This window comes from Microbulbifer sp. CNSA002 (assembly GCF_047324085.1).
Lineage (GTDB): Bacteria > Pseudomonadota > Gammaproteobacteria > Pseudomonadales > Cellvibrionaceae > Microbulbifer.
Window position 1 is genome coordinate 2812466 of sequence record NZ_CP172449.1, and the last position, 21335, is coordinate 2833800.

At 42.5% G+C, this 21335-nt stretch carries 16 protein-coding genes; 10 read left to right on the forward strand and 6 right to left on the reverse strand.

The genetic code is table 11. The features are described 5' to 3' along the window. Nucleotides 1-107: 107 nt before the first annotated feature. A complete protein-coding gene (locus ACG1BZ_RS12530) occupies nucleotides 108-674 on the reverse strand; it encodes a DUF1993 domain-containing protein (RefSeq protein ID WP_413662097.1) in 567 nt (188 codons plus the stop codon). Between the two features lie 148 nt (nucleotides 675-822). Between ACG1BZ_RS12530 and ACG1BZ_RS12535 the strand changes: the two genes are divergently transcribed. Together ACG1BZ_RS12535 and ACG1BZ_RS12540 are read left to right on the forward strand one after the other, a co-directional pair. After that, complete coding sequence (locus ACG1BZ_RS12535) at nucleotides 823-1290, forward strand: gamma-glutamylcyclotransferase (protein WP_413662098.1); 468 nt, start codon at nucleotides 823-825, stop codon at nucleotides 1288-1290. A 34-nt stretch (nucleotides 1291-1324) separates the two neighbouring features. Further along, nucleotides 1325-1717, forward strand: a complete 393-nt coding sequence (locus ACG1BZ_RS12540) for a hypothetical protein (protein WP_413662099.1) — start codon at nucleotides 1325-1327, stop codon at nucleotides 1715-1717. 59 nt (nucleotides 1718-1776) lie between these two features. Here the strand turns inward: ACG1BZ_RS12540 and ACG1BZ_RS12545 are convergent, their stop codons facing one another. Further along, nucleotides 1777-2664: an SMP-30/gluconolactonase/LRE family protein gene (locus ACG1BZ_RS12545; protein WP_413662100.1), complete on the reverse strand. Its 888-nt coding sequence runs from the start codon at nucleotides 2662-2664 to the stop codon at nucleotides 1777-1779. A gap of 291 nt (nucleotides 2665-2955) precedes the next feature. On the opposite strand from ACG1BZ_RS12545, the gene ACG1BZ_RS12550 reads away from it, so the two are divergent. The 5 genes from ACG1BZ_RS12550 (at nucleotide 2956) to ACG1BZ_RS12570 (ending at nucleotide 11724) form a co-directional block, all read left to right on the forward strand. Continuing rightward, nucleotides 2956-3264 (forward strand): helix-turn-helix domain-containing protein, encoded by a 309-nt coding sequence (locus ACG1BZ_RS12550; RefSeq protein ID WP_413662101.1) that lies wholly within the window; start codon nucleotides 2956-2958, stop codon nucleotides 3262-3264. Between the two features lie 80 nt (nucleotides 3265-3344). Continuing rightward, nucleotides 3345-4649 (forward strand): AAA family ATPase, encoded by a 1305-nt coding sequence (locus ACG1BZ_RS12555; protein WP_413662102.1) that lies wholly within the window; start codon nucleotides 3345-3347, stop codon nucleotides 4647-4649. Next, nucleotides 4646-5356 (forward strand): retron system putative HNH endonuclease, encoded by a 711-nt coding sequence (locus ACG1BZ_RS12560; RefSeq protein WP_413662103.1) that lies wholly within the window; start codon nucleotides 4646-4648, stop codon nucleotides 5354-5356. The genes ACG1BZ_RS12555 and ACG1BZ_RS12560 overlap by 4 nt, the downstream gene beginning before the upstream one ends. A gap of 60 nt (nucleotides 5357-5416) precedes the next feature. Then, nucleotides 5417-11539 carry a hypothetical protein gene (locus ACG1BZ_RS12565; protein ID WP_413662104.1) on the forward strand — a complete coding sequence of 2041 codons (6123 nt, stop codon included), beginning with the start codon at nucleotides 5417-5419 and terminating at the stop codon, nucleotides 11537-11539. A 38-nt stretch (nucleotides 11540-11577) separates the two neighbouring features. After that, nucleotides 11578-11724, forward strand: coding sequence for a transcription elongation factor GreAB (locus tag ACG1BZ_RS12570; RefSeq protein WP_413662105.1), 147 nt, complete (start codon nucleotides 11578-11580; stop codon nucleotides 11722-11724). Nucleotides 11725-11848: 124 nt separating this feature from the next. On the opposite strand, the gene ACG1BZ_RS12575 is transcribed toward ACG1BZ_RS12570, so the two are convergent. The 3 genes from ACG1BZ_RS12575 to ACG1BZ_RS12585 all read right to left on the reverse strand — a co-directional run bounded on the left by ACG1BZ_RS12575 (nucleotide 11849) and on the right by ACG1BZ_RS12585 (nucleotide 14875). After that, nucleotides 11849-12883, reverse strand: a complete 1035-nt coding sequence (locus ACG1BZ_RS12575; RefSeq protein ID WP_413665864.1) for an IS481 family transposase — start codon at nucleotides 12881-12883, stop codon at nucleotides 11849-11851. Nucleotides 12884-13067: 184 nt separating this feature from the next. Continuing rightward, nucleotides 13068-13955 (reverse strand): SMP-30/gluconolactonase/LRE family protein, encoded by an 888-nt coding sequence (locus ACG1BZ_RS12580; protein ID WP_413662106.1) that lies wholly within the window; start codon nucleotides 13953-13955, stop codon nucleotides 13068-13070. A 74-nt stretch (nucleotides 13956-14029) separates the two neighbouring features. Further along, on the reverse strand, nucleotides 14030-14875 hold the full coding sequence (locus ACG1BZ_RS12585) for an alpha/beta fold hydrolase (protein WP_413662107.1): 846 nt from the start codon (nucleotides 14873-14875) through the stop codon (nucleotides 14030-14032). 548 nt (nucleotides 14876-15423) lie between these two features. On the opposite strand from ACG1BZ_RS12585, the gene ACG1BZ_RS12590 reads away from it, so the two are divergent. Further along, nucleotides 15424-16296, forward strand: a complete 873-nt coding sequence (locus ACG1BZ_RS12590; protein ID WP_413662108.1) for a glycosyltransferase — start codon at nucleotides 15424-15426, stop codon at nucleotides 16294-16296. Nucleotides 16297-16359: 63 nt separating this feature from the next. Here the strand turns inward: ACG1BZ_RS12590 and ACG1BZ_RS12595 are convergent, their stop codons facing one another. Continuing rightward, nucleotides 16360-17505 carry a hypothetical protein gene (locus tag ACG1BZ_RS12595; protein ID WP_413662109.1) on the reverse strand — a complete coding sequence of 382 codons (1146 nt, stop codon included), beginning with the start codon at nucleotides 17503-17505 and terminating at the stop codon, nucleotides 16360-16362. A 1138-nt stretch (nucleotides 17506-18643) separates the two neighbouring features. On the opposite strand from ACG1BZ_RS12595, the gene ACG1BZ_RS12600 reads away from it, so the two are divergent. Together ACG1BZ_RS12600 and ACG1BZ_RS12605 are read left to right on the forward strand one after the other, a co-directional pair. Further along, nucleotides 18644-19903, forward strand: coding sequence for a methyltransferase family protein (locus ACG1BZ_RS12600; RefSeq protein WP_413662110.1), 1260 nt, complete (start codon nucleotides 18644-18646; stop codon nucleotides 19901-19903). After that, complete coding sequence (locus ACG1BZ_RS12605; protein WP_413662111.1) at nucleotides 19900-21273, forward strand: cytochrome P450; 1374 nt, start codon at nucleotides 19900-19902, stop codon at nucleotides 21271-21273. The genes ACG1BZ_RS12600 and ACG1BZ_RS12605 overlap by 4 nt, the downstream gene beginning before the upstream one ends. Nucleotides 21274-21335: the final 62 nt, after the last annotated feature.

Here is a 21335-nt window from a genome sequence, read left to right on the forward strand (position 1 = left end):
TCTCTCGAAATTCACACTTATGGAGTTAATACACAAAAGTCAGATGGAGAGAAGCAAAGTCCCCCTCTCCATCAGCTATAAACTTGAAAACTTAGCCTTGTTAACCATTAGCAATCTGAAATCATCTCTGGTCTGAGATAAGCAAAAGCGTGCTGTACATAGTCGGCTTTTCCTAAGGAAACACCTTGAGCTCTCAAGATTGCATAGGCCGTGTTGATATGGAAATAAAATTGAGGTAGCGCCCAGTCCCTGGCATATTGCTCATTAGTCATATCGAAAGTCATCCCATTCGGGAGCTTAATCGTCACAGGCTCATCCACTGCTTTCATCACTGCATCTGGCGAAACGCTTCTTAAAAATGCCAGTGCCTCTCGAATTCGCTCTTGAGCTTCGGAAATGAACTCGGGGTTTTCACCAGCTCCCTGCCCTTCACGAGCCAACTGCTCCAGAGAATCTGGAAGCGCACGGCGCCCCAATCGAAATATTGCCTCTTGCGCCTGTAAGCAACTAAACCGAACTTGGGATGATAAGGGAAACATATCTGGTGCAAGCCTCGCTTTAATGAGGGCTTCAGATTCATCTTCTGGAAATTCTGTTTTTGCCTTATCCAACCAACTAGAAAGGGCTTCCAATAGTTGTATATACGTAGGTAACAATAAATCTGTAAGGTTCATAATGTGTTTCCACTGGTTTTTATAGATAAGCGACAAAATATATCTCTGGTAGCATTCTAAAATAATAAGGGAGGCACAAGCATAATCTAGTGTCTTCTTGCCTCCATATCTAAGCTAAGTTCATAAGGCGTCAACTCGAGATAAATAAATGCTCAGGATACTCAGATATATTGCTGCTAGTTTAATGGTATTGGTGTCACTAGCGAATGCTGAATCTATTGACGTCGCAGTTAATGGCACGCTAATGCGTGGATTCGCCCTCGAAAAACATATGCTTAAAAACCATGCCACTTTTGTACGAGAGGCTAAAACGACGTCGATCTATCGCATGTGGTCAATTGGAGACAAATACCCCGCAATGGAAAGAGTTCTCAACGGCGGCACATGGATTAAACTGGAGATCTGGTCGATTCCCCAAGCCAACTTGGTCAACCTATTAGAGGAGGAAGCCAAAGGATTGGTTTTAGGTAAAGTTGCTTTAGCGGATGGGACACAGGTATTAGGCATACTGGGTGAAAACTATATTGTTCAAAACCAGAAAGATATATCCAAGTGGCATGGCTGGCGAGCCTATGCGGAGAGTATGGATATGAGTAGTAATAAAACCGATCAGTAGCACTAATTTCAAATATTGGATTTACACAACCGAAATGAGTACATATACAGAAATCGCAGTAAATGGACCATTGATGCGTGGCCTGGAGTTAGATAAAAACTTAATACAAAACAATGCAACATTTGTTAGGGAGGCTAAAACAGAAGCCATTTACCGGATGTGGGCAATCAAAGGCGAATATCCTTCCATGCAGAGAGTGCGTACAGGTGGAACATGGTTCAAGGTTGAAATTTGGTCCTTACCCAAGGCCAGTTTAATTGAAGTGCTTAATTTAGAGGCGACGGGACTAACTTTGGGTAAAGTAGTCTTAGAAAATGGCGGGCAAGTTTTAGGGATATTAGGAGAAAACTATTTGACTCAGCAACAAGAAGACATTTCCCGATTTCATGGATGGCGCAACTATATACAACAGAAATCTAAAAACTGACGTTGAAGCTGCTTTTATTTGACCCTAAACAATATCATTAGGTAGACAATCCACTCAGTCTATATCTTTGGGCGGTGTAGCTGCCTACCACGGCACGGTATTCCCACCCACTCTAAGCACCCTGCATCCAGAATCGTTACTACCGCCCCACCTCTCGAGTCTTCGCAAAAGGCTATATTCGTGGGGCGTTTACCACAGGTGGGTATACGTTCGGCCACCCTTCCCTCACCATCAAGAACGGTCACATCACCTTGGCCAAACACTGCACAATACAATCGCCCGTCACTACCGAAAGCCATCCCATCTGGCCCTACAAATCCCTCTGGCGCCCCAACAACTACATTGCCGAAAAGCTCCCGATTGGGGCGCGTTAACGAAGCGAAATTGTAGCGGTAGATATTGCCGCTAATAGTCTCCCCTACATACAGCTGGCCCCGATCATCAATGGCAATACCGTTGGGAAAACGCAATCCGGAATCAAGCTGTCGCAACACATCTCCATTGCGAGGATCTATCTCTAATACCTGTCCATAGTAGCGACAAGACCGGCAATCAGCTCGAATCACCTGCCCCTGAACAAAAATATCCGGGTCAATCCCGGAATCGGTTATGTAAAGTAAGCCATTTTCACCAAAAGCCAGATCATTGGGCCATAAGTAGGGCTGATCTTTTGGTCCGTCATAAGCTTCAATAAGATCCCCATTTAGCCCCATGCGAACAAGCTGCTTACCCCCTCCATCTGCAATCCATAAATTGTCATACCCATCGATTGCCATGCCATTAGGACGTCTAGCACAATATCCTATCTGTTGATATCGCCCCCGCAAATCAATACGGCTTATACAGTGCCGGCCAGATGCCATTTCAGTGACATAAATGCGGCCATCAGGCAAGCAAACGGGACCTTCTGGTTCTTGCAGACTATTGCACAGCACACGCCTTTTCATGGGGCTAACATGCGTCCCTATCTGGTCATACTAAGAATTTGCGAGCACACGAGAACTTTCTAACAGGCTACTCGGTGAGGTTGTGGACAGCCAAGGTAACCGGTTTTTTAAGCCAGGTACAATCGATGCAATCAAAAAGGCGCTCGAGTATCTATGGTCGGTAATCATTCGATTTATATAGTAAGCAACCTGATTGTCTTGCATTAAAGCTTAGGCTTCCTAAGTTCTTCGGTGAGTAATATACTTAGGTAATCTAAGCATCAAAGATCAATTAGATGAGGTGACCAAAAATTGCCAGACTCGAGCCCTATTGCAAAACGGTTGTTCGAAGCGCGTACCTTGATGGGGATAAGTCAGCGCAAGCTAGGGATTGAACTTGGGATGGAACCAGGTTCTGCAAGCAGCAGGATGAATCACTATGAAAAAGGCCGTCATAGCCCTGATTATAAAACTTTGAGACAGATTTCTGAGGTACTAGATGTGCCAGTGGCCTTTTTCTTTTGTGAGTCGGATATCACTGCTGAACTGGTTTGTGTGATAGATAAACTTGGTGATGAGCAAAGAATAGAGCTAATAAACGAATTTCGCCCTATCAAATAAACACTGGCTTGATGTGAATCAGTTTAGAGATTAAGTGGATATAGCCGGCACCTGTGGAGGTTGGCTGGAGTGTAAATTATATGAAAATAACATGGCTAAAATTGGAAAACTTTCGCCGTTTTTCACATCTTGAGATCGATTTTCACCCAGAACTTACCGTTTTAATTGCCCGAAATGGTCAGGGTAAGAGTACGATTTTAGAGGCTATTTGTGCGGCATTTGGTACATATGTGGGGTCCTTCGATATGGGTAAGGCTGAACATATTGCTCAGACCGATGTTCGTTTGGCCAGGCTTTCTAGTATGCCTGAGTCTGAACCGCAATATCCTACAGCAATCTCAGCTGATTCAAGTGTAACTGACTCTCCCTGGAAAAGAGAACTAACGGGCCCTAAGAACAAAACCACTATTAAGGATGCGGCCCCTATTTCGGATTTTGGAAAGAGTCTTCAAGATCAGTTGCGAAGTGATCAGGACGTAGATCTTCCGCTCATAGCCTACTACGGTACGGCACGGCTTTGGAAAGCGCATAAGAATATGTCTCGTAAATCGGTATTAACTGAGAGCCGAACCATGGGATATGAAGATTGTTTGAGTCCCGCATCTAATTTTACTCAGCTGCAGCAGTGGTTGGCTAAAGCGACTTTGGCTTCGCTTCAGCAAGAGCAGATGCCTGAATATGAGGGGAAAAGTCTCAAGGACCGTATACAAGGTATACAGCAAGCAGTGAACACTGTTTTAGCATCTGAAGGGTGGAGTAATTTTCATTATAGCTTAACGTACGAAGAGCTTGCGATGGCACATGAGGATCATGGTATTTTGCCTGTAAGTATCTTGAGCGATGGTGTTAGGGCTATGATTTCGCTGGTTGCAGACATCGCTTTTCGTTGCGTCCGTCTTAATGGTCACTATGGTAAGGATGCAATATTACATACCAAAGGAGTTGCATTAATTGACGAAGTAGACCTTCACCTCCATCCAGAATGGCAGCAAAAAGTTATTTCACAGCTTAGAGAAGCATTTCCTAAAATTCAATTGGTAGTAACAACTCATAGTCCGCAAGTCCTTTCTACCGTTAGGAAAGAAAATATTAGGATACTTAACTTTGATGAGTACCATTCCCCTGAGGCAATTATGCCTATGGCTAAATCATATGGTGAAGAAAGCCAAAATGTTATGCAGGCAATCATGGGGGTTGATCCAATCCCTCCTATTCCTGAGAAAAGTCTTCTTGATGAACTAACCCAATTAGTCGATAGCGGAGAGTATTTTGGGGATAGAGCCCAAGCTCTTTTGTCTGAGGTAAAAGGAGCGCTATCAGATGCACACCCTCAAGTTCAGAGGATCGAACGTAGTATTCGTCGCCAGGAGGCACTGAAAAGGTGAAGTTTATTGCCAAGCGCCGTAAGCATGTCGATTGCCTTTATGCAGAAAACCAATTACCCCCTTCTACGAATGTTGAAGCTACAAGGAGATGGGGTCGGTTTAACGACAAATGTCATCTTACCGATATTCTCAATGAAGAGCAGTATTACCTATGCGCATACACTGAGTTGAGACCAGATCTGGAGGGAATAGGAACGCATATTGAGCACGTGAAACCAAAGAGCAAATATCCATCTCTAACTTTTGATTATAAAAACCTAGTGGTGAGTGCACTAAAATCAGAAGATCTTCAATTTCATAGAGGGAATGTCTTTGGTGGACATGCTAAAAAAAGCCATTTTGATAAGCGCCAGTTCAAGTCACCGCTGAGGGCTCGAGTCAAGAGAAATTACTTTCTATATCTCAGTGATGGTCGTGTCGTTCCGTCGCCTAGTAAGACAAAGAGATATCAACGAAAAGTGAGGCATACGATTAACCTGTTGAATCTAAATGCCCCTTATTTGGTGAATCTTAGGAAAAGATGGCTTGATGATTTGGACGATCTTATTGATGACCATCTTACAGATGGCCAATCGATTTATTATCTTGCATCTGTCGACTTGGTGCCGAGGGGAGGGAAATTGAGTCAATTCTTTTCAGCAACAAGACAGCGCTTTGGTGGGATTTCAAATCGAGTCTTGAAAACAGAGGCTGGCGATCTGCTGTAAGTGATAAGCATTGAAAGAAGGTGGGAGTTAGAAGTTGTAAAGCCGATGGATAGGTAGTTTGTGAAAAATAACAGAGTACAGCGAGGAAATCTAAAACCAGCACATGCTGGATACCGCTATCAGGACATTGCAACGGCTTATTATCTAGTTAGTTCGCTTATTGGTCGCTGTGATAGGGTTACAGTTGATAAGAAACAGGTGGAAGACGATCGTCTAGACGACTTAGAAGTTTCAGTGTCGGGACGCAACTTTAGACGCCAAATAAAAACTAGCCCGGATAACTCTAGGCCAATTAAGTATTCAGATTTTACGGCGGGTCGATCAACGTTAAGGATTGATAGGCTGGTTCTTACTCATAAACGCGGTCTAGTCCCTTCTGAAGAATATCGGTTATGCGCAACATGGCAGCCTCCGGCGGCTGACGATAAGCTTCTGAATTATATTATACCTATTGTTTCCGAGCCGACGTTTACCGGTACAAATGTTGTTTTCTATAAATTTGATGCTGATTTAATATGGCCTAAGTCAGCTGATCCAGATTGGCCGGTTCTTGAGGCTTATAATCTACCATCGGCAGAGTTTTGCAGGGAGGACTTTTTAGAGTTCTGTGGCAAGTTTATTATTGAACTGAATTTGCCGCTAGCTTCTGAAGATTTGCTGAATCCAGGCCCTCTAGAGAATTCGTTGCTTCATCTTCTCGAAGAGCATGTAGGTGTCGGATGCTATCCTAATCTTGGCCGTAAAAGTCAGGATGTAGCCGCTTTAGCAATCTCCTTGGCGAATTTAGCGAGGACACAAGAGGCAACATTACTACCAGAAGATATTGCCAATGGCTTGGAGATTAGGACAGACTTTGGCCGTATCTCTCAGGCGTTCCCCTTGGATAAAAGCTACTTTTATGATCGTCCTGAATTTAGAAATGGTCTAATATCCGCGTTTGACAAAAATAGAATTCATATAATTACTGCGCCTCCAGGGGCTGGGAAATCTTGGGAACTGACGCAGTTAGCCGACGAAATTTCCAGCGAGTTTGTAGTAGCTCGTCATTATTGTTACCTTGAACCTGGTGATGAGCTAATAGAGCGTAGAATCACCACAGATGTTTTTTTTGCAAATGTCATATCTGAGCTCTGTGATGCTGATCCTGAAATCAATAATTTACCATCTCGTCTATCTGCCGATTTAAAAACTTTAGAAGAAGTGCTGGCGGGTGCAGTTGAGCTAGGTAAAAGAGTTTTACTTATAATTGATGGGTTGGATCATATATCTAGAGTCAAGTCTGCCTCAAATACACTCAGTGATGATGATACGGATATCATAGAGAGGCTATCTACTTTAGTTATTCCTGACGGGGTTAATCTAATATTGGGGTCTCAGCCAGGTGAGCACCTTGATCCTTTTATGGAGCGGCGTGATAAGGATGTTACTAACCATGAGCTTCCTCATTGGAGTAATGAGGATGTCATCAGCTTGGCCAAATTACACCGCGTTGACAAAGCTTTGCTCTCCATTGGTATTAGTGAGTTAGAAGAAACAGAAAGTATATTAGATACTCTTGCAGATAAAAGTGATGGTAATCCTCTATATGTGAGGTATTTATGCAGAGGGGTTATCTCTGCTATAGAAGCTGGTCAGGTTAGTGATCCTAGCGAATGGTTGCTATCTTCTCCTGAGATTAATGGCGATGTGGCAGTTTACTACAAACATCTATATGGAAATTTGCTAGATCAGGCACAGGCAATTGCGGATCTTTTTGGAGTTATAGACTTCTCAATTACAGAGGCAGAGCTGAAGGATATGCTACCGGGGTTCCTTTCCTCTTGGATTCCGAATGCTCTCAGTGCTTTATCCCCTGTCTTGGTTAAGGTTGCGGCACAGGGCGGTGTCCGTATCTTTCATGAAAGTTTTAGGCGCTTCATGTTGGATGAACTAGAAGTAAAGGGCCGCAGCCTAAATGACGTGTTATCTCCAGTCGTTGATTGGCTTTGCCGACGAGGATTTTATCAGAATGCAAAAAGCTATAGATTTTTATTTCCAGCTTTAAGGAGAGCTGGTAGAAATCAAGATATTATTGACCAAGTTAAATATTCTTTTGTATCAGAAAGCGTAAGTTACGGGCATCCGATTGAAGCAATCCAGAAAAATCTAGCTATCACCGCAGATGTTGCAGGTAGGACACGTAACTGGCCTGTGCTAGTTCGTTGTGCAGAGCTAAGGCGTTCATTGTCAACTTGTTTCGATATTGGTCCGAATCATTGGGAGAGCTTTTGGTCTGCTTATTCTAAAATTTGGGGGGTAGAATCTCTAGTTGATAGGTTGCTGTTTGATGGGAAACCTACATTGTCTTATGAAGATGGGCTTCGAGCTTGCCTGCTAGTAGATGATCTTGGGGGAGTCGCTCCTTGGGAGGAGTATCTTTCTTTATCACCCGTAGGTGAGGATTCATATTATGACAGGGATTTTGATCATTCTAGATATATCACGGAAGATGAAGCTCTAAACCTGGCCGCTATTCAAGGTCGATTTAGGTTAGGCGGCGGCTGGAAATTACTTTTACGCTTCTATCGCTATCTCCTTGCGGACTTTGACAACCCTCGACTTCATTTTATTCGTAAGGTGGCTATGAGGTTTTCTCGTATGGGGAACCTTGAACTCATGAATAGGCTTGCTCTAAAGCTGCATGAAAGAGGGGCTCCTCGGCTTTGCTTTTCGATTAAGCTTGGTGTTGCTGATGCACTCTGGGAACTTGGTGATACTGAGTCAGCGGGTATAGTTTCGAGAGAGGCGCTTGGAAGTGATATTCCTCCATCGTTAGCTGTTATGTGTGTGAAATTTGGAGCGGTTCCGGAGAATCCATCGTTATACGCTGTAGACCCATCTTCAATCGATATTGGTGTAAGTCCGGGTGATCATTGGCCTGAAGCTCAAAATGTTCGTACATGGGTCTCTTCGATTAAGCTTGTAGCTTATGTAGAAGATTGTGATAGATATTTGGAAAAGGAAGCGACAAGGCTTCAGGGAGAAGGCTGGTATCGTTGTTGGCTTCGTTATGTTTTGGCACTTGCGCAAGCGGAAGCTAGTGAAAACTTAGGTATCCCAATAGATATTAAGTCAGTTTTTTCTTTGTTGACAGAGGATGTTAGACCTTTTGTCGGTGAGCCAAGAGCGTGTGACCTATACAGACTTCATGGTTTGATTGAAGAGACTCTGGCTTCAGGGTTGACTTTGGTTGCTAGCCAAAGTGATTGGGATTTTGTAATAAATTCTATTTTAACTGTTAGTAGTGAGACAGGTACTCGTATTGATAGAGAAGATGGCGGGCCTGTTCCTATAGGAACCATCATCGACCTTCTGGTGCCATATGCTTCATCTGAAATTGTAGGGCAAAAGATACATGAAGTTATAGAGGGGCAAGTAAAAGCATCTGATAGTATGGGGACATACTATTCAACTCATGCTGAACATACAATGCGACTAGCCTCTGTGCAAATGGCTATGGGGCATATCGATGCTGCCAAAGAAAGCTGGAGGCTGGTAGGGGTTTACTTAGCGGCATACGGGTGGCGAAAAGATATTACATTATTTGACATAATTGAAAGTGTTTCAGCGATAAAAGATGTTTCTAGAGAAAAAGCTTCTGACGCTTTAGATAAGCTTCAGCCGCTGGTGGCAGCAGTGCTTCGCCATACTGATGGTCGGTCAACCAACCAAGCCCCTAATGCTTGGTTTGATAGTCTTTTAGATGTAGACCCACCATCGGCTTTGAATTTACTTTCTCGAACAATCTTGGAGGAAGATTGTGTGGAAAGTTGGCCTACGGTTAAAGCTCTTAAGTCTGTAGCAAACTATTTGACCGACAAGGCAAACCCAATACTTGTTGATGCGTTGTGGGCTACGCTTCCTTTTGAAGTGGAATATGAGAATCAAGGCAAAGAAGTGGCTAAAGAGCGGCTTGCTCCGCTACCTTCAATATACGAGAAAAATCCGAAATTAGCTTCTGCTAGAGTTCGCCACCTCACAGCAGAAGCGGCAGATGATGCTAAGAACTATAACTATGAATCAATAGAGGAAATAAAGAAGTTTGCTATTGGTTATGGCGGTGTAATTGATTCTGAGGTCGATCCTCCAAAGGATAGCCGTTTCTTAAATGATACGGATGATTCAAGTTTATCTCCATCGAAGTTTGTTCATGAAGTAAATGTACCGTGTTTCCCTAAGGATGCTTCATTTATAGATATTATGGTTGGGTTGAGAGATCACTCTGAAAGATCTAAATCTAAGGATGACGAGGATTATCAAGATGTGTCTTTGTATTTATCTTATAAGCTGGAGGAAATGCAGTCTAATGGTGATGAGGTTAGTGCACGTCGAATATTGCACTTTTTTGCAAGAGAAATGGCTGCCCCACTCTCTAGCAAACTGCATCCATTAGGAAAACTAGCTGAGTATCTTGAATCTTCTGGTTGTAATTCTCTTGCCGTCATAGCGTATGCGCTAGCATATACTCATTCGCGAGGCGGTGGTGGCTGGCATAGTTTTGGGGGAGGCGCTCATAGTGGAGCCTTAATCAGAGCTATTTCGATTGACAGTGAACTTGCAAAGCAGACTGTTGCAGATGAAGTGTCATTTCGACTTAGGAATACAGACTATGGTGCAGGAATATCAAAAGGGCTAATTGATCGTATATTTGAGTGGGGTGACGCTGAAGTTGCTTTAGATTGTTGGAATGAAGCATTTGAGGTTATTTGCCATAGGCTTCCTTTAACTAGGCCAACTAGTTGGTTTGCAAAATTCTTTCCCAATGAGATATCTAATTGGAGTGTAGATGAAGGTGTTATATCAATTTTGTTAGTTAGGCTGTCAGAGCCTAGAGTTACAAGGAAGATATCGTCTCTGTCGGGCATTTTTAAAGCAATTAAGTATTGTCCAGACTCTGTTTGCCGTCCTTTAAAATGGTGGCTTTGCCGTGATACACCAACAACATCTCTGCTGCTAGTGTTCCAGTTATTGTTGATGGCTGAAGAGGCTCCGTATTCTATTACGATTGGATTGAAGGGCTTATTTAACAGCTACGTTAGATCGGGATGTTGGGGGGCTTCACTATTCGCCTCTACTCTACTGGAGCGAGCTGGATTAGATGTCTCGTCTTCAATTCCTTCGTGTGCAGATGTGAGTTCGTTCCCAGATCCAAGCACTGAAATGATTCGTCAGGTCTTTGACTATGATATGGATAATTCATTGAAGCTTTTAGCAGAAGTGGATCCTGATTTGCCATCTAGAGTGTGCAAAATGCTTAATTCATCTCTAAAAAAGGAGGCTAATATCGATCGAATTAAAGAGCGGCTTAAGCTTTCTTTCGGAAGAGATGGTAAAGCGTACCCACCAACGGATGTTATTTTTTGGCAGCAGGAGCTATTTATTTCAGCTATACATGGTCAAGCTCAGGGAATAAGAAATAGATTGTGGAAAAGGGGGAGTTGGACTGAGGATCGAGAGTTGTCCTTGCTAGTGGAAACTCAACCAGATATTGCTTTGCATTTAGCTATATATAACAGTCGTATTCCACGTCCAGGATGGGGAAAACCTTCAGAAGCGGTTTCTGGTGAGTCTGGTTTACTGGTTGTTAAGGGGGATTCCAGATATGAAGGTTGGCTACGTTTAGGGCTTGTTGAAGAGCAGTATGTCGGTGGTGAGCATAATTTTTCTCGTCCTACTGAGATAGTTAAAGTTTTTTCAGGAGCGGCTGTTGCTCCTATAGGGGTTTCCTGCACATCTGAGTATTTTCCTTTTTATGATGGCGACCATAATGATTGGTGGGGTTGTGATTTTCTGCAGTTGCACAGAAGGCCAATTGATAGATGGACTCAGTTGCTCCCCCTCACTAGACACAAGGATTGGCTTGATAGTGATTTGGTACTTATTCCTCCAAAAGAGCTGCTGGCTGTAATGGGGGTTCAGTTCCCGAATTTCGGTGAAGAGTTAGTATGGAAAGATAGTAAGGGAAAACCCTTGCTGGCCTATAGGTCATGGAATGTGAAGGGAAAACAGTTCGATGTTGAATCTGCATCTATCATAGGAGCTGATTTGGTAGCTAGGCCGGACGTTATTGAATTGCTAGAGGGCTTATTTTCTAGTCGCATAAGGCAATATACTGATCTATCAAGACGCACTATCCCAGCTTAGTATGATTTATAAGGCTATATAATATTGGAGTAATTCAAGTGAAAACCAATCTTACTACCAGGGAGGGATATGAGGCGCTAAAAAAGGAATTGGACTACTTATGGAGAGAAGAAAGGCCGGAAGTTACCAAAAAGGTTTCGTGGGCTGTCTCTCTTGGTGACCGTAGTGAAAATGCAGATTATTGATCCTACCCACCAACAACGGACACACCACTAAGCGACTAGTTGTTCCTCAAACGCCTCAGGTGTAGTGGTTCAGACTTGATCTGACAGTTACCGGTTTTTCAGATGGTGCTCTGTCAGGTCAAATTCAGCTTATGAGCTTTTCCTTCCAGATACTTTTTCCATCTTCAAGAGTTGCCATCGGAGTTTGACCACAACACTTCTTACCCTGGTGGGTTCTCTCATTATTGTAATATGTGAGCCATTCGTCCAGATCCTTTTGCAAGTCCTCTATTGATCCATGGATCTTGCGGCGTAATGAAGGTTGATAGAACTCTTGTAAAATAGTTTTATGAAAGCGCTCACAGATCCCATTTGTTTGCGGATGCCTGGCTTTTGTCTCGGTGTGTTCTATTTCATTCACACTCAAATATAGCTGGTAGTCGTGCTGCTTCAACTTGCCACAATATTCAGTACTGCGATCAGTTAGGATACGCAGCACTTGCAGATCATGCATGGCACAAAATGGCAGTACATGATCATTTAGAAGGTCTGCCGCAGTGATTGGCGTTTTGGTGGTATACAGCTTACGGTGAGCCACCTTTGCATAGATATCGACATAGGTTTGTTGGTAAACACGTCCGATGCCCTTTAAGGTTCCTACATAGAAGGTATCCTGCGAGCCCAGATAACCTGGGTGTTGAGTATCAATTTCACCACAGGCTTCATCATCATGACGTTTTCTCTCCAAAGCCTGAACCTGTGACTCTGTAAGAATCAGTCCCTCCTCAGCCACCTTGGCCTCAAGTGACTTTAATCGCAATTTGAAGTTAGCCAGGTCATTCCGTAACCAGATACTCCGTACACCACTAGGGGACACAAATACACCGCGTTTACGCAGTTTATTGGAAACTCGGACCTGCCCATGGGCAGGCTCTTGGACGGCATAAGTTAACACTGCCTCTTCAATGACTGTGTCAATACGGTTCTTGTGGTTGGGCACGCGCCGGTTCTTCTCAAGAAGGGTGTCCACGCCGCCACTTGAAACGGCTTCCTTGTACCGATAGGAAGTGTCTCTCGATACACTCAGCATCTCACAAGCTTTGGATATATTGCCAAGCTCTTCTTCCAGATTTAGTAGTCCGGTCTTGTGTTTGATGATGCGATCATTAGTATGGATTATGGGGTTTATCCTCGGTCTTGCTTTTAGGTTTAGGCACCTTCATCAAAATCGGTATACCCCTCTTTTTCAAGGAATGTGTCAGATTTGGTCTGAACTAATCCAATTACAACAGAAAACTAACGGCTGACCCTGTAACCCCTCTCTGTAACCCATGACTACACCATTGAGTCGACAACAACCCAATTCATATCTTTGGGCGGTATAGCTGCCTACCACGGCATGGTATTCCTACCCACTCTAAGCACCCTGCATCCAGAATCGTTACTACCGCCCCACCTCTCGAGTCTTCGCAAAAGGCTATATTAGTGGGTCGTTTACCACAGGTGGGTATACGTTCGGCCACCCTTCCCTCACCATCAAGAACGGTCACGTCACCTTGGCCAAACACTGCACAATACAATCGCCCGTCACTACCGAAAGCCATCCCATCTGGCCCTACAAATCCCTCTGGCGCCCCAATAACCACATTGCCAAATAGCTCCCGTTTGGGGTGCGTTAACGAAGCGAGGTTGTATCGGTAGATATTGCCACTAATAGTCTCCCCTACATACAGCTGGCCCCGATCATCAATGGCAATGCCGTTGGGAAAACGCAATCCGGAATCAAGCTGTCGCAACACATCTCCACTGCGGGGATCTATCTCTAATATCCGCCCATCGTAGCGACAAGATCGGCAATCAGCTCGAATCACCTGCCCCTGAACAAAAATATCCGGGTCAATTCCGGAATCGGTTATGTAAAGTAAGCCATTTTCACCAAAAACCAGATCATTGAGCCATAAGTAGGGCTGATCTTTTGGTCCGTCATAAGCTTCAATAAGATCCCCATTTAGCCCCATGCAAACAAGCTGCTTACCCCCTCCGTCTGCGATCCATAAATTGTCATACCCATCGATTGCCATGCCATTAGGTCGCCGAGCAGGATAGCCTATTTGTTGATATTGACCCTGCAAGTCAATACGGCTTATACAGTGCCGTCCAGATGCCATTTCAGTGACATAAATGCGGCCATCAGGCAGACAGACGGGCCCTTCTGGTTCTTGTAAGCCTCTACACAGTACTTGTCTTTCCATGCTAACGACCACAGACTCGAGTTGCTTAAAAAGGCATCATTTGTGATACGAGGACGTATCAACGCCAGGAGGGACTAGTCCAGCCAACCTAATACGTTCCGCCAAAGACTCTCCTTGAACTCCTTTCGGAAAAAGCCAAAGTGGCCTATTGATGTATTTCCAATAGAGCTGGTTTGAATAACCTCAATATCTGTATTTGCATTAGAGTAAAAATCTCGCAATGCACAGACAGCCTTCTCTGGTGCAAAGTCCTTATCGTCATCTATTAGCAGGAACTTCATATCACACTGCAAGCGCTCGAATCCCTCACGAATCGGCAGACCATGCTGATCGACAACATAATCCTTATGTCGAGCCCAGAAAGCCCATTCACGAGCTATTCCTGCAGGTAGGTTCTCTCCACCCCAAAGTACTCCAGGCACCCATCCCAAAACATTCGATAGCAAAGGAAATGCGCAGTACCATCCGAATAATAGCTTTGGCTGATACCTTGCATCCCAATGCCCCCAATAGCCGCTCTGAGAAGAAACACAATACACACTCGCAAATCGGGTGTTATTTGATGCAAGACCTACAATTTGACCACCGACACTATGGCAAATGCAGTGCCACTCCAAGCTTTTAGCTCGTTTGCTACACCAATCAATCACTGCCACCAAATCGCTCTCCCCCCAGGCTCTTAAGGTCAGCCGTTTGTCCCTTTGATTCTCGATAGTGGACTTACCGATACCTCGGTAATCATAAGTAAGAACCAAATAGCCATTCCGGGCTAAGAAACAAGCAAAATCCCGATAGTAGCTCTGCTTAACCGCCATAGCAGAATTAATAATGATGCCGGCTTTGGGCACCTCACTCGGCGAGAATAGCCTTGCACCAAGCACTATCCCATCGTTAGTGGGGATTTGCTGTGCCTCAATCATTTATTCAAAGGTTCCCCCGTGTAATTCAACACAAACTATTGGGTAAGTTAAAATTCCGCCCAATACTTCCGGTCTATCGTATGAGAGGTAATTAACAAGTTGATCCCTAACAGGTATTTCCTCCTTCCAAGAGCAGTAAATTGAATTGAATATTCACTTCTCGACACTTACCATCCCCTAAAGACTAGAGCAAGTTAAAAGCCTTAATTACATAGCCCTATATAATTAGATTTGATGTTCCAGTTTATGAATTGAAAGGAGGTAGCTTTACCAAAAAGTCAAATAACATGGCAGACAATTGCGCTAGCTTTCCACTATTTCACCTGAAAATGTCCAAGTGAGCTGCACAAAAATATACCCTGCCAATAATCCTCATATTCACTATCAAAAGTGCTAAAACTTCTAAGTACTCTAAAATGCAAGGATCAGGTTTGATAGCCGATCAATCCAGTCGCCAAATTAAGGAGATTTGATTTCTCGCTTATCTTATATTTCACCTGATTCACTTAAAATGATTTTGAGCTATAGACAACAGGAAGTTTAAGTGCATGTCTGATCGATTCAGTATTATTATGCCATGCTACAACGATTCTGACCTTCTGTATAACCTATTACAAGGCTACACTTTACAAACCTTTCCAAAGGAAAATTTTGAAATCATTATTGTAGATAACAACTCGCAAGACCCCAACATCCTGTCATGTTACAACCGGTTTAAGAACCACCTTACTTTAACTTTACTATTCAGACCTCAATTACCAGACCCATTCGCACTTAACTCGGCGCGAAACTTAGGGGTAAAGATTGCTAAACACGAGTGGTGTGTATTTACAGATAGTGATTGTATCCCCGCCCCGAACTATCTGGCAGAGATTCAGAAAATAATCAATGATTATGGGCCTAGTATCTGCATGACCGGGATAAGGGAGTTTATTCACTCTAAAGATATTGTCCCAGCAGAAATGGATAGCGACGGAAAGTACCTTGACGCATGCCCTAGATTTAATAGCCCATCAAATTATGGACTCAGTAAAGATAGGCGCCTAGGAAAAATAGAGCAGTTACCCAATACAGAACACCCCTGGGGGCACTTTTATGGCTGTAATATGGCGTTTAAAAGGCAAGATGTCATTAAGGTTGGTTTTTTCGATGAAAAATACGATGGAACCTGGGGTTACGACGACATAGACCTGGCTTATCGAGTTATCAATGAGCTCAAAGTTCAGCCAACTTTTATGAAAGAAGCCATTGTCTACCACCAAGACAACATAAATTTAACAGAGACAATCAATGGCAAGAGGAACAAAATTAAAGATTTGAGCAATCCAAACTATCAATATATCTGCAAGAAAATTTCCGGGTATTATGAGTTTAGTAATCGCGAATTCAAACGATTTGGGCTAACAACTACTGCAAGCTAGCAATTGACATGAGTGACCAACTTAAACGCACCTAAATATTAGTATACATTTTTCAAGCGTCTATCAGATATCTGATAGTTCAATCTCACTGGAGAAAGATTTCAGAAACAGAACAACCTTATCAAGAGAGAAAATAGCCTCATTAACAGCAACCTCTATATGATAACCATCAGAAGCTTTACTAATAACAAAAACCAGTGCATCTCTTGTGATTGAATAGGTCGCAATACAGTCGACCTCTCGAGCAGGCAAATAACTAAATGTAAAGTCTTCGTTAATACTTGATGCAACTTGCTTCTCAACTTTTAACATGTTGAGGAGTACCATTGCATAATATGCAATATGGTACCTTTTTAATAGGTATATTTGATACCTAGAGAGTTTATTTAGAGAAAAATAGAAACCAGACGCCGTATTTCCTACCCCGGCCAGTCTTTCACCCTGATCCGGAATGTTGTGAATAAACTCTTGGGTAATCAATATGTTTGCTCGCTGCCTTTCGAAAGTACTGACAAAATTATCTATAAAAGATTTCAAAACATTTTCGAAAGATATCTCGCTAGATTCAACTGTAGCTGACACCAATACGATGTCATCTAGATCTCCTTTTATACAACCCTTTTCCTCCAAGAGAAATGGATTTGGCTTATTCTCCTTCCTATTAAACATTCTCAGACTTAAACCTATAAATATAGCTTGAGCCAGCCCTATAACTCGGTGAAAATTTGAGTATTGCCCATTCCCCTTGTATATATGCATTATTGAAGAGCAATATGCATCTGACTTTTCCTGATCTTTCTTCAACAAGCAATTGGCATATTTAGAAAAGAGCAGACCAGTGTAACCGGAAAAAAAATCATGATTTGCTATAAAGCATACAGACGTGCTATCAAAGTGGATGTAGAAGGGGATCTTTTCAACCTCCAACCTCTTATATAAGGCCTTCCTTCCAACGACACCTGTCAGCTCTTTCCTCAGCGCCTCTATCTTTTCTAAGTAAAAGCGTTTTGGGTGAGGAGCGGTAGTCAATGCAACTAAGTCATAGAGCTTATCTAGACAATCAGTAATTTCATCTTGGTTACTTCTAGTGACAACATTTATAAGCAGAGTAGATACACAGCCATAACCTTTTAAGTGCTGCTGGACAAAGCTCTCTGGCGCTTCTATCGGCGTGAATAATCTGGACAGAAAGTTGGATTTGTCGGCCACGATACCACCTTACAAGGGAGGGATTGTCACTTCAGTCGATCACATACCATCTAAATTTAGTCAACTACCCTTATGGCAACAATTACTCCGTAAGTTTAATTTGAGTAACCTAGCATAAAGCGTAGGAAGCAAAATATAAGACAAATAGAGTTTACTAACGCAACTGTATACGCTCAGGAATCCGCATCCAAATATCACTTAGAGGAGCTACACGCCCATGAATTCTTGATTGGGTCATCGCAAGACACATATATAATCAAGTCTATTTCTTCTGCTCATGGGTTACCGAGCCCTTGCCCAATGATCGGTGCCACCATCTTTAAAATTGGCAGACCGAGATGCCAAAAAGGCTCAATAACTCATTAAACCTTCATAGATACTTGTAGATGTTCTCCTTCATAAATGGATTGTAGACTCCAGTCCAACCAAAAGATCTGTTATGCCAAGCCTCAAGTCTTTCGCACCATCACCAATATTATATCCATGCCCACCCACCTAATGAAATAACATACGTACAAAATCATTACGGCAGCTAGATTGCACCAACTTGAACTCGCCTAGAATGAAAACCAACATACCCTTCACGATAGTACCATCTTCACTGAAAACATTGGGGTAGCCTCAACGATCAACTGAGAAAGAGCATTTGACAGCCCAATATCGAACTAAAAACAACAAATAGATATCAACGATGAGCTTAATTAGATGACCGATAAATAAAAGTAATGTAAAGTCCACCTGGTATCAACACTTAAGGAAGAGTGAAGTTGACGTACTCTCTTCAGCCTAAACTGGTTACTCTACTGTTATCTATAACTCTCTCTGTTTCATTTTTCAGGTTATATTTAGCTATCAATTACTGGGGGGAAGGCGATAGTTCTGCTTTAGAGTCATTCGCATTCGTAGTTATTTTCCCTTCAATACTCATCCTTGCATTGGCTTTGGCAAAAAACACTAGAACCAAGGAGGGCTTGCTAATTCGTATCGGCTGTATGCTTCAACTTCTATTCATTATCTGTATCCCCAGCCTGTCTTTACACTTAGTACTCGGATTCCCGGTAGTATTCTTAATCATAGAGGTATTTAAAACTAAGCTACCTAGTACTATCTCCTCGCCTATTGAAAAACTGATTATAAAATGATCGATATAGAGGTACATAAAGACTTACTAATTTTAGTCAGAATAAGCTTATTCTTACTGCCGCTTGCATGCACCTTCTACTTCGCCTGGAAACGGAGGGATCAAGAGCACATTCTAGTTGCGGCACTATTTGCATTTCTATATAGCCTTGCACTCCTGCTTCCCGCACACATAATAGCTATTCAGTTAGGAATGTGGGAATATGGTAGTCAAACTTTAAAGATACTAGGCATGCCTGCTGACCTATGGTTTGCCGGTTCTCTACTTTTTGGGCCAGCTATCTTTCTAGCTTCCCCCAAATTCAATCCGATTGTCTTTTCTATATTTTTTATTACACTTCACGTACTAACTTTCAACTCTCTCGATCCCTTGGTTATTGCTGGAGAACACTGGCTAATCGGTGTGTTATCTATTTTTGTGCTAGTTCATATTCCAGCTGTCTATTTAGCGCAATGGACAAGCGCAAATATTGACCTACCAAGAAGAGCTACACTACTGGCGTTAGCATATGGTTCTTTAGCATTTTTTATTGTACCCACACTCATTATGCACACGATGGGTGGAAGCTGGGCCCCGGACCAATGGTCGATTGTAAAAATTGTAGCTATTACCTTATGCCTACTCCCTTGCATAATTATGGGACTAAGTGCTGTTCATATGTTCGTCATTTATGGTGAAGGAACTCCAATTCCACTTGATAGAACAAAGCATCTTGTTACAAGCGGCCTATATTCGTATATAACGAACCCTATGCAGCTTTGCACAGCCACGTTTTGGATTGTTCTAGGTGCCTTTCTGCAAAATATATTTATAGCTTTAGCAGCAGTAATGGCAGTAATTTTTGTACTGGGCTTAGTTCGCTGGCATCACAGAAGTGACTTACTGGTTCGCTTCCCAAAAGGATGGCCAGAATACAAAGCCAATGTTCCTGAATGGCTTCCTAGGTGGAAGCCTTGGATCAAGGAAGAGTCAAAGTTGTACTGGAATAGCACCAATTTATGGCAGTCAAGATATATAGAGTGGCTCAAAAAAAGAAAACCTATCGGGGTGGTCTTTATTGAACATAGGCATCCAAGCACATTATACCAAGACTCAAAGAATCGCTTTACTTTCAGCTCAATAGAGGCATTTATACACCCTTTATTCCATATTAATTTTGTCTACGCATTAATCGCTTCAGGTTTGTTACTAATCCTTTTGCCGGCAAAGTTATCATATAAAATGTCAACTGATAATAAGAGGTTTTGTAAAAAATGACCCCACGTAAAATGCACAATAAATATCCCTCTTCTCTATTTCTTGGCATTGACGCACTCTACCATATTAAAAAGGATGCCCTTTCTTATTATAAAAGTCTGCAATCTGCTTATGGTGATACTGTAAGGGTTCGACTTGGACCATATCGGTGTTGGTTCCTATTCCATCCCGATCATATTGAGAATACGTTAGCAACAGAAGCGAACTCATTTATTCGCTTTGAAAGAATCATGAAGATTCTTAGGCAGTGGAATGGTAACAGTCTACTAATTGCGGAAGGTAAATCATGGAAGGACCGCAGGCGAAAAGTTCTACCTTCATTTGCTCAGCAAAGGATTCCAAGCTATGCCGAATCCGTTTCTAAATTTGCAAATGAGTTTACCAAAACCGTCATGTCTAACTCTGGCCTTACTGACAATTACAAATGTAATATCGACGCCGAAATGGCTAAACTTTCTTTAGATATCGCATGCAAGAATCTTTTCAGTAAGGACTTAGACTCAATCTCTGTACCTATCAGTGAGGCTGTAGATTGTTTATCCGAGATCGCCTACAACGAGACGACATCCCATTTTACACTACCTAACTTCTTTCCCACTTCTGGAAATAAGAAAAAAAAGGAAGTCGTTAAGCTAATGAAGACTTTTATTTCAGGCATCGTATCTGATCGTATAGAGCAAAATTCAAATGAAAGATCGGACCTTTTATCAACATTGATAACTCACCACAATGGCGATAGAACAGCTATTGAGGAGGATGTAACTTCATTGTTAATTGCTGGACATGAAACAAGTGGTGCTACACTTTCATGGTTATTCCTCTTATTATCCCAACACCAAAATATACAAAAAAAGGTTCAAAATGAAATTGACAGAGCTTTGGGGGAGGCTCCAGTCAGCTACGAAAGCCTAAAAAAGCTGCCCTATCTAAATGCGGTGATTCAAGAAACTCTACGCCTACACCCCCCGGCATATGCCCTATTTTGTAGACGTGCAATAAAAGATGTAGATGTAGGTGGGGTCTTAGTTAAAAAAGGAGAATTGGTACAACTTCTCCCGTATGTAACTCAAAGGGATTCTCGTTGGTTTGAAAACTCCGATTGCTTCTATCCTGAAAGATTTATCAACGATAAGTCTTGGCCAAAATATGCATACTTCCCTTTTGGTGCCGGTCCGCGTATATGTATTGGCCAGTCTTTTGGAATGATGGAAGTGGCTTTGACGGCTGCAACAGTATTGCAAAAGTTATCTTTATCTACAGCAGAAACATCAATAAATGGCATTCCGAGATTTTCCCTAAGGCCTGAAAAAGATATAACAATTTCCTTCTCTAGTCGCTATTTGGCCAAACTTACAACACCCTTAACCTAATGGCACTAAAATAGTAGAAACCAAATCGTTCAACCCTAAAGACATCCAAGCATTTAGGAAAG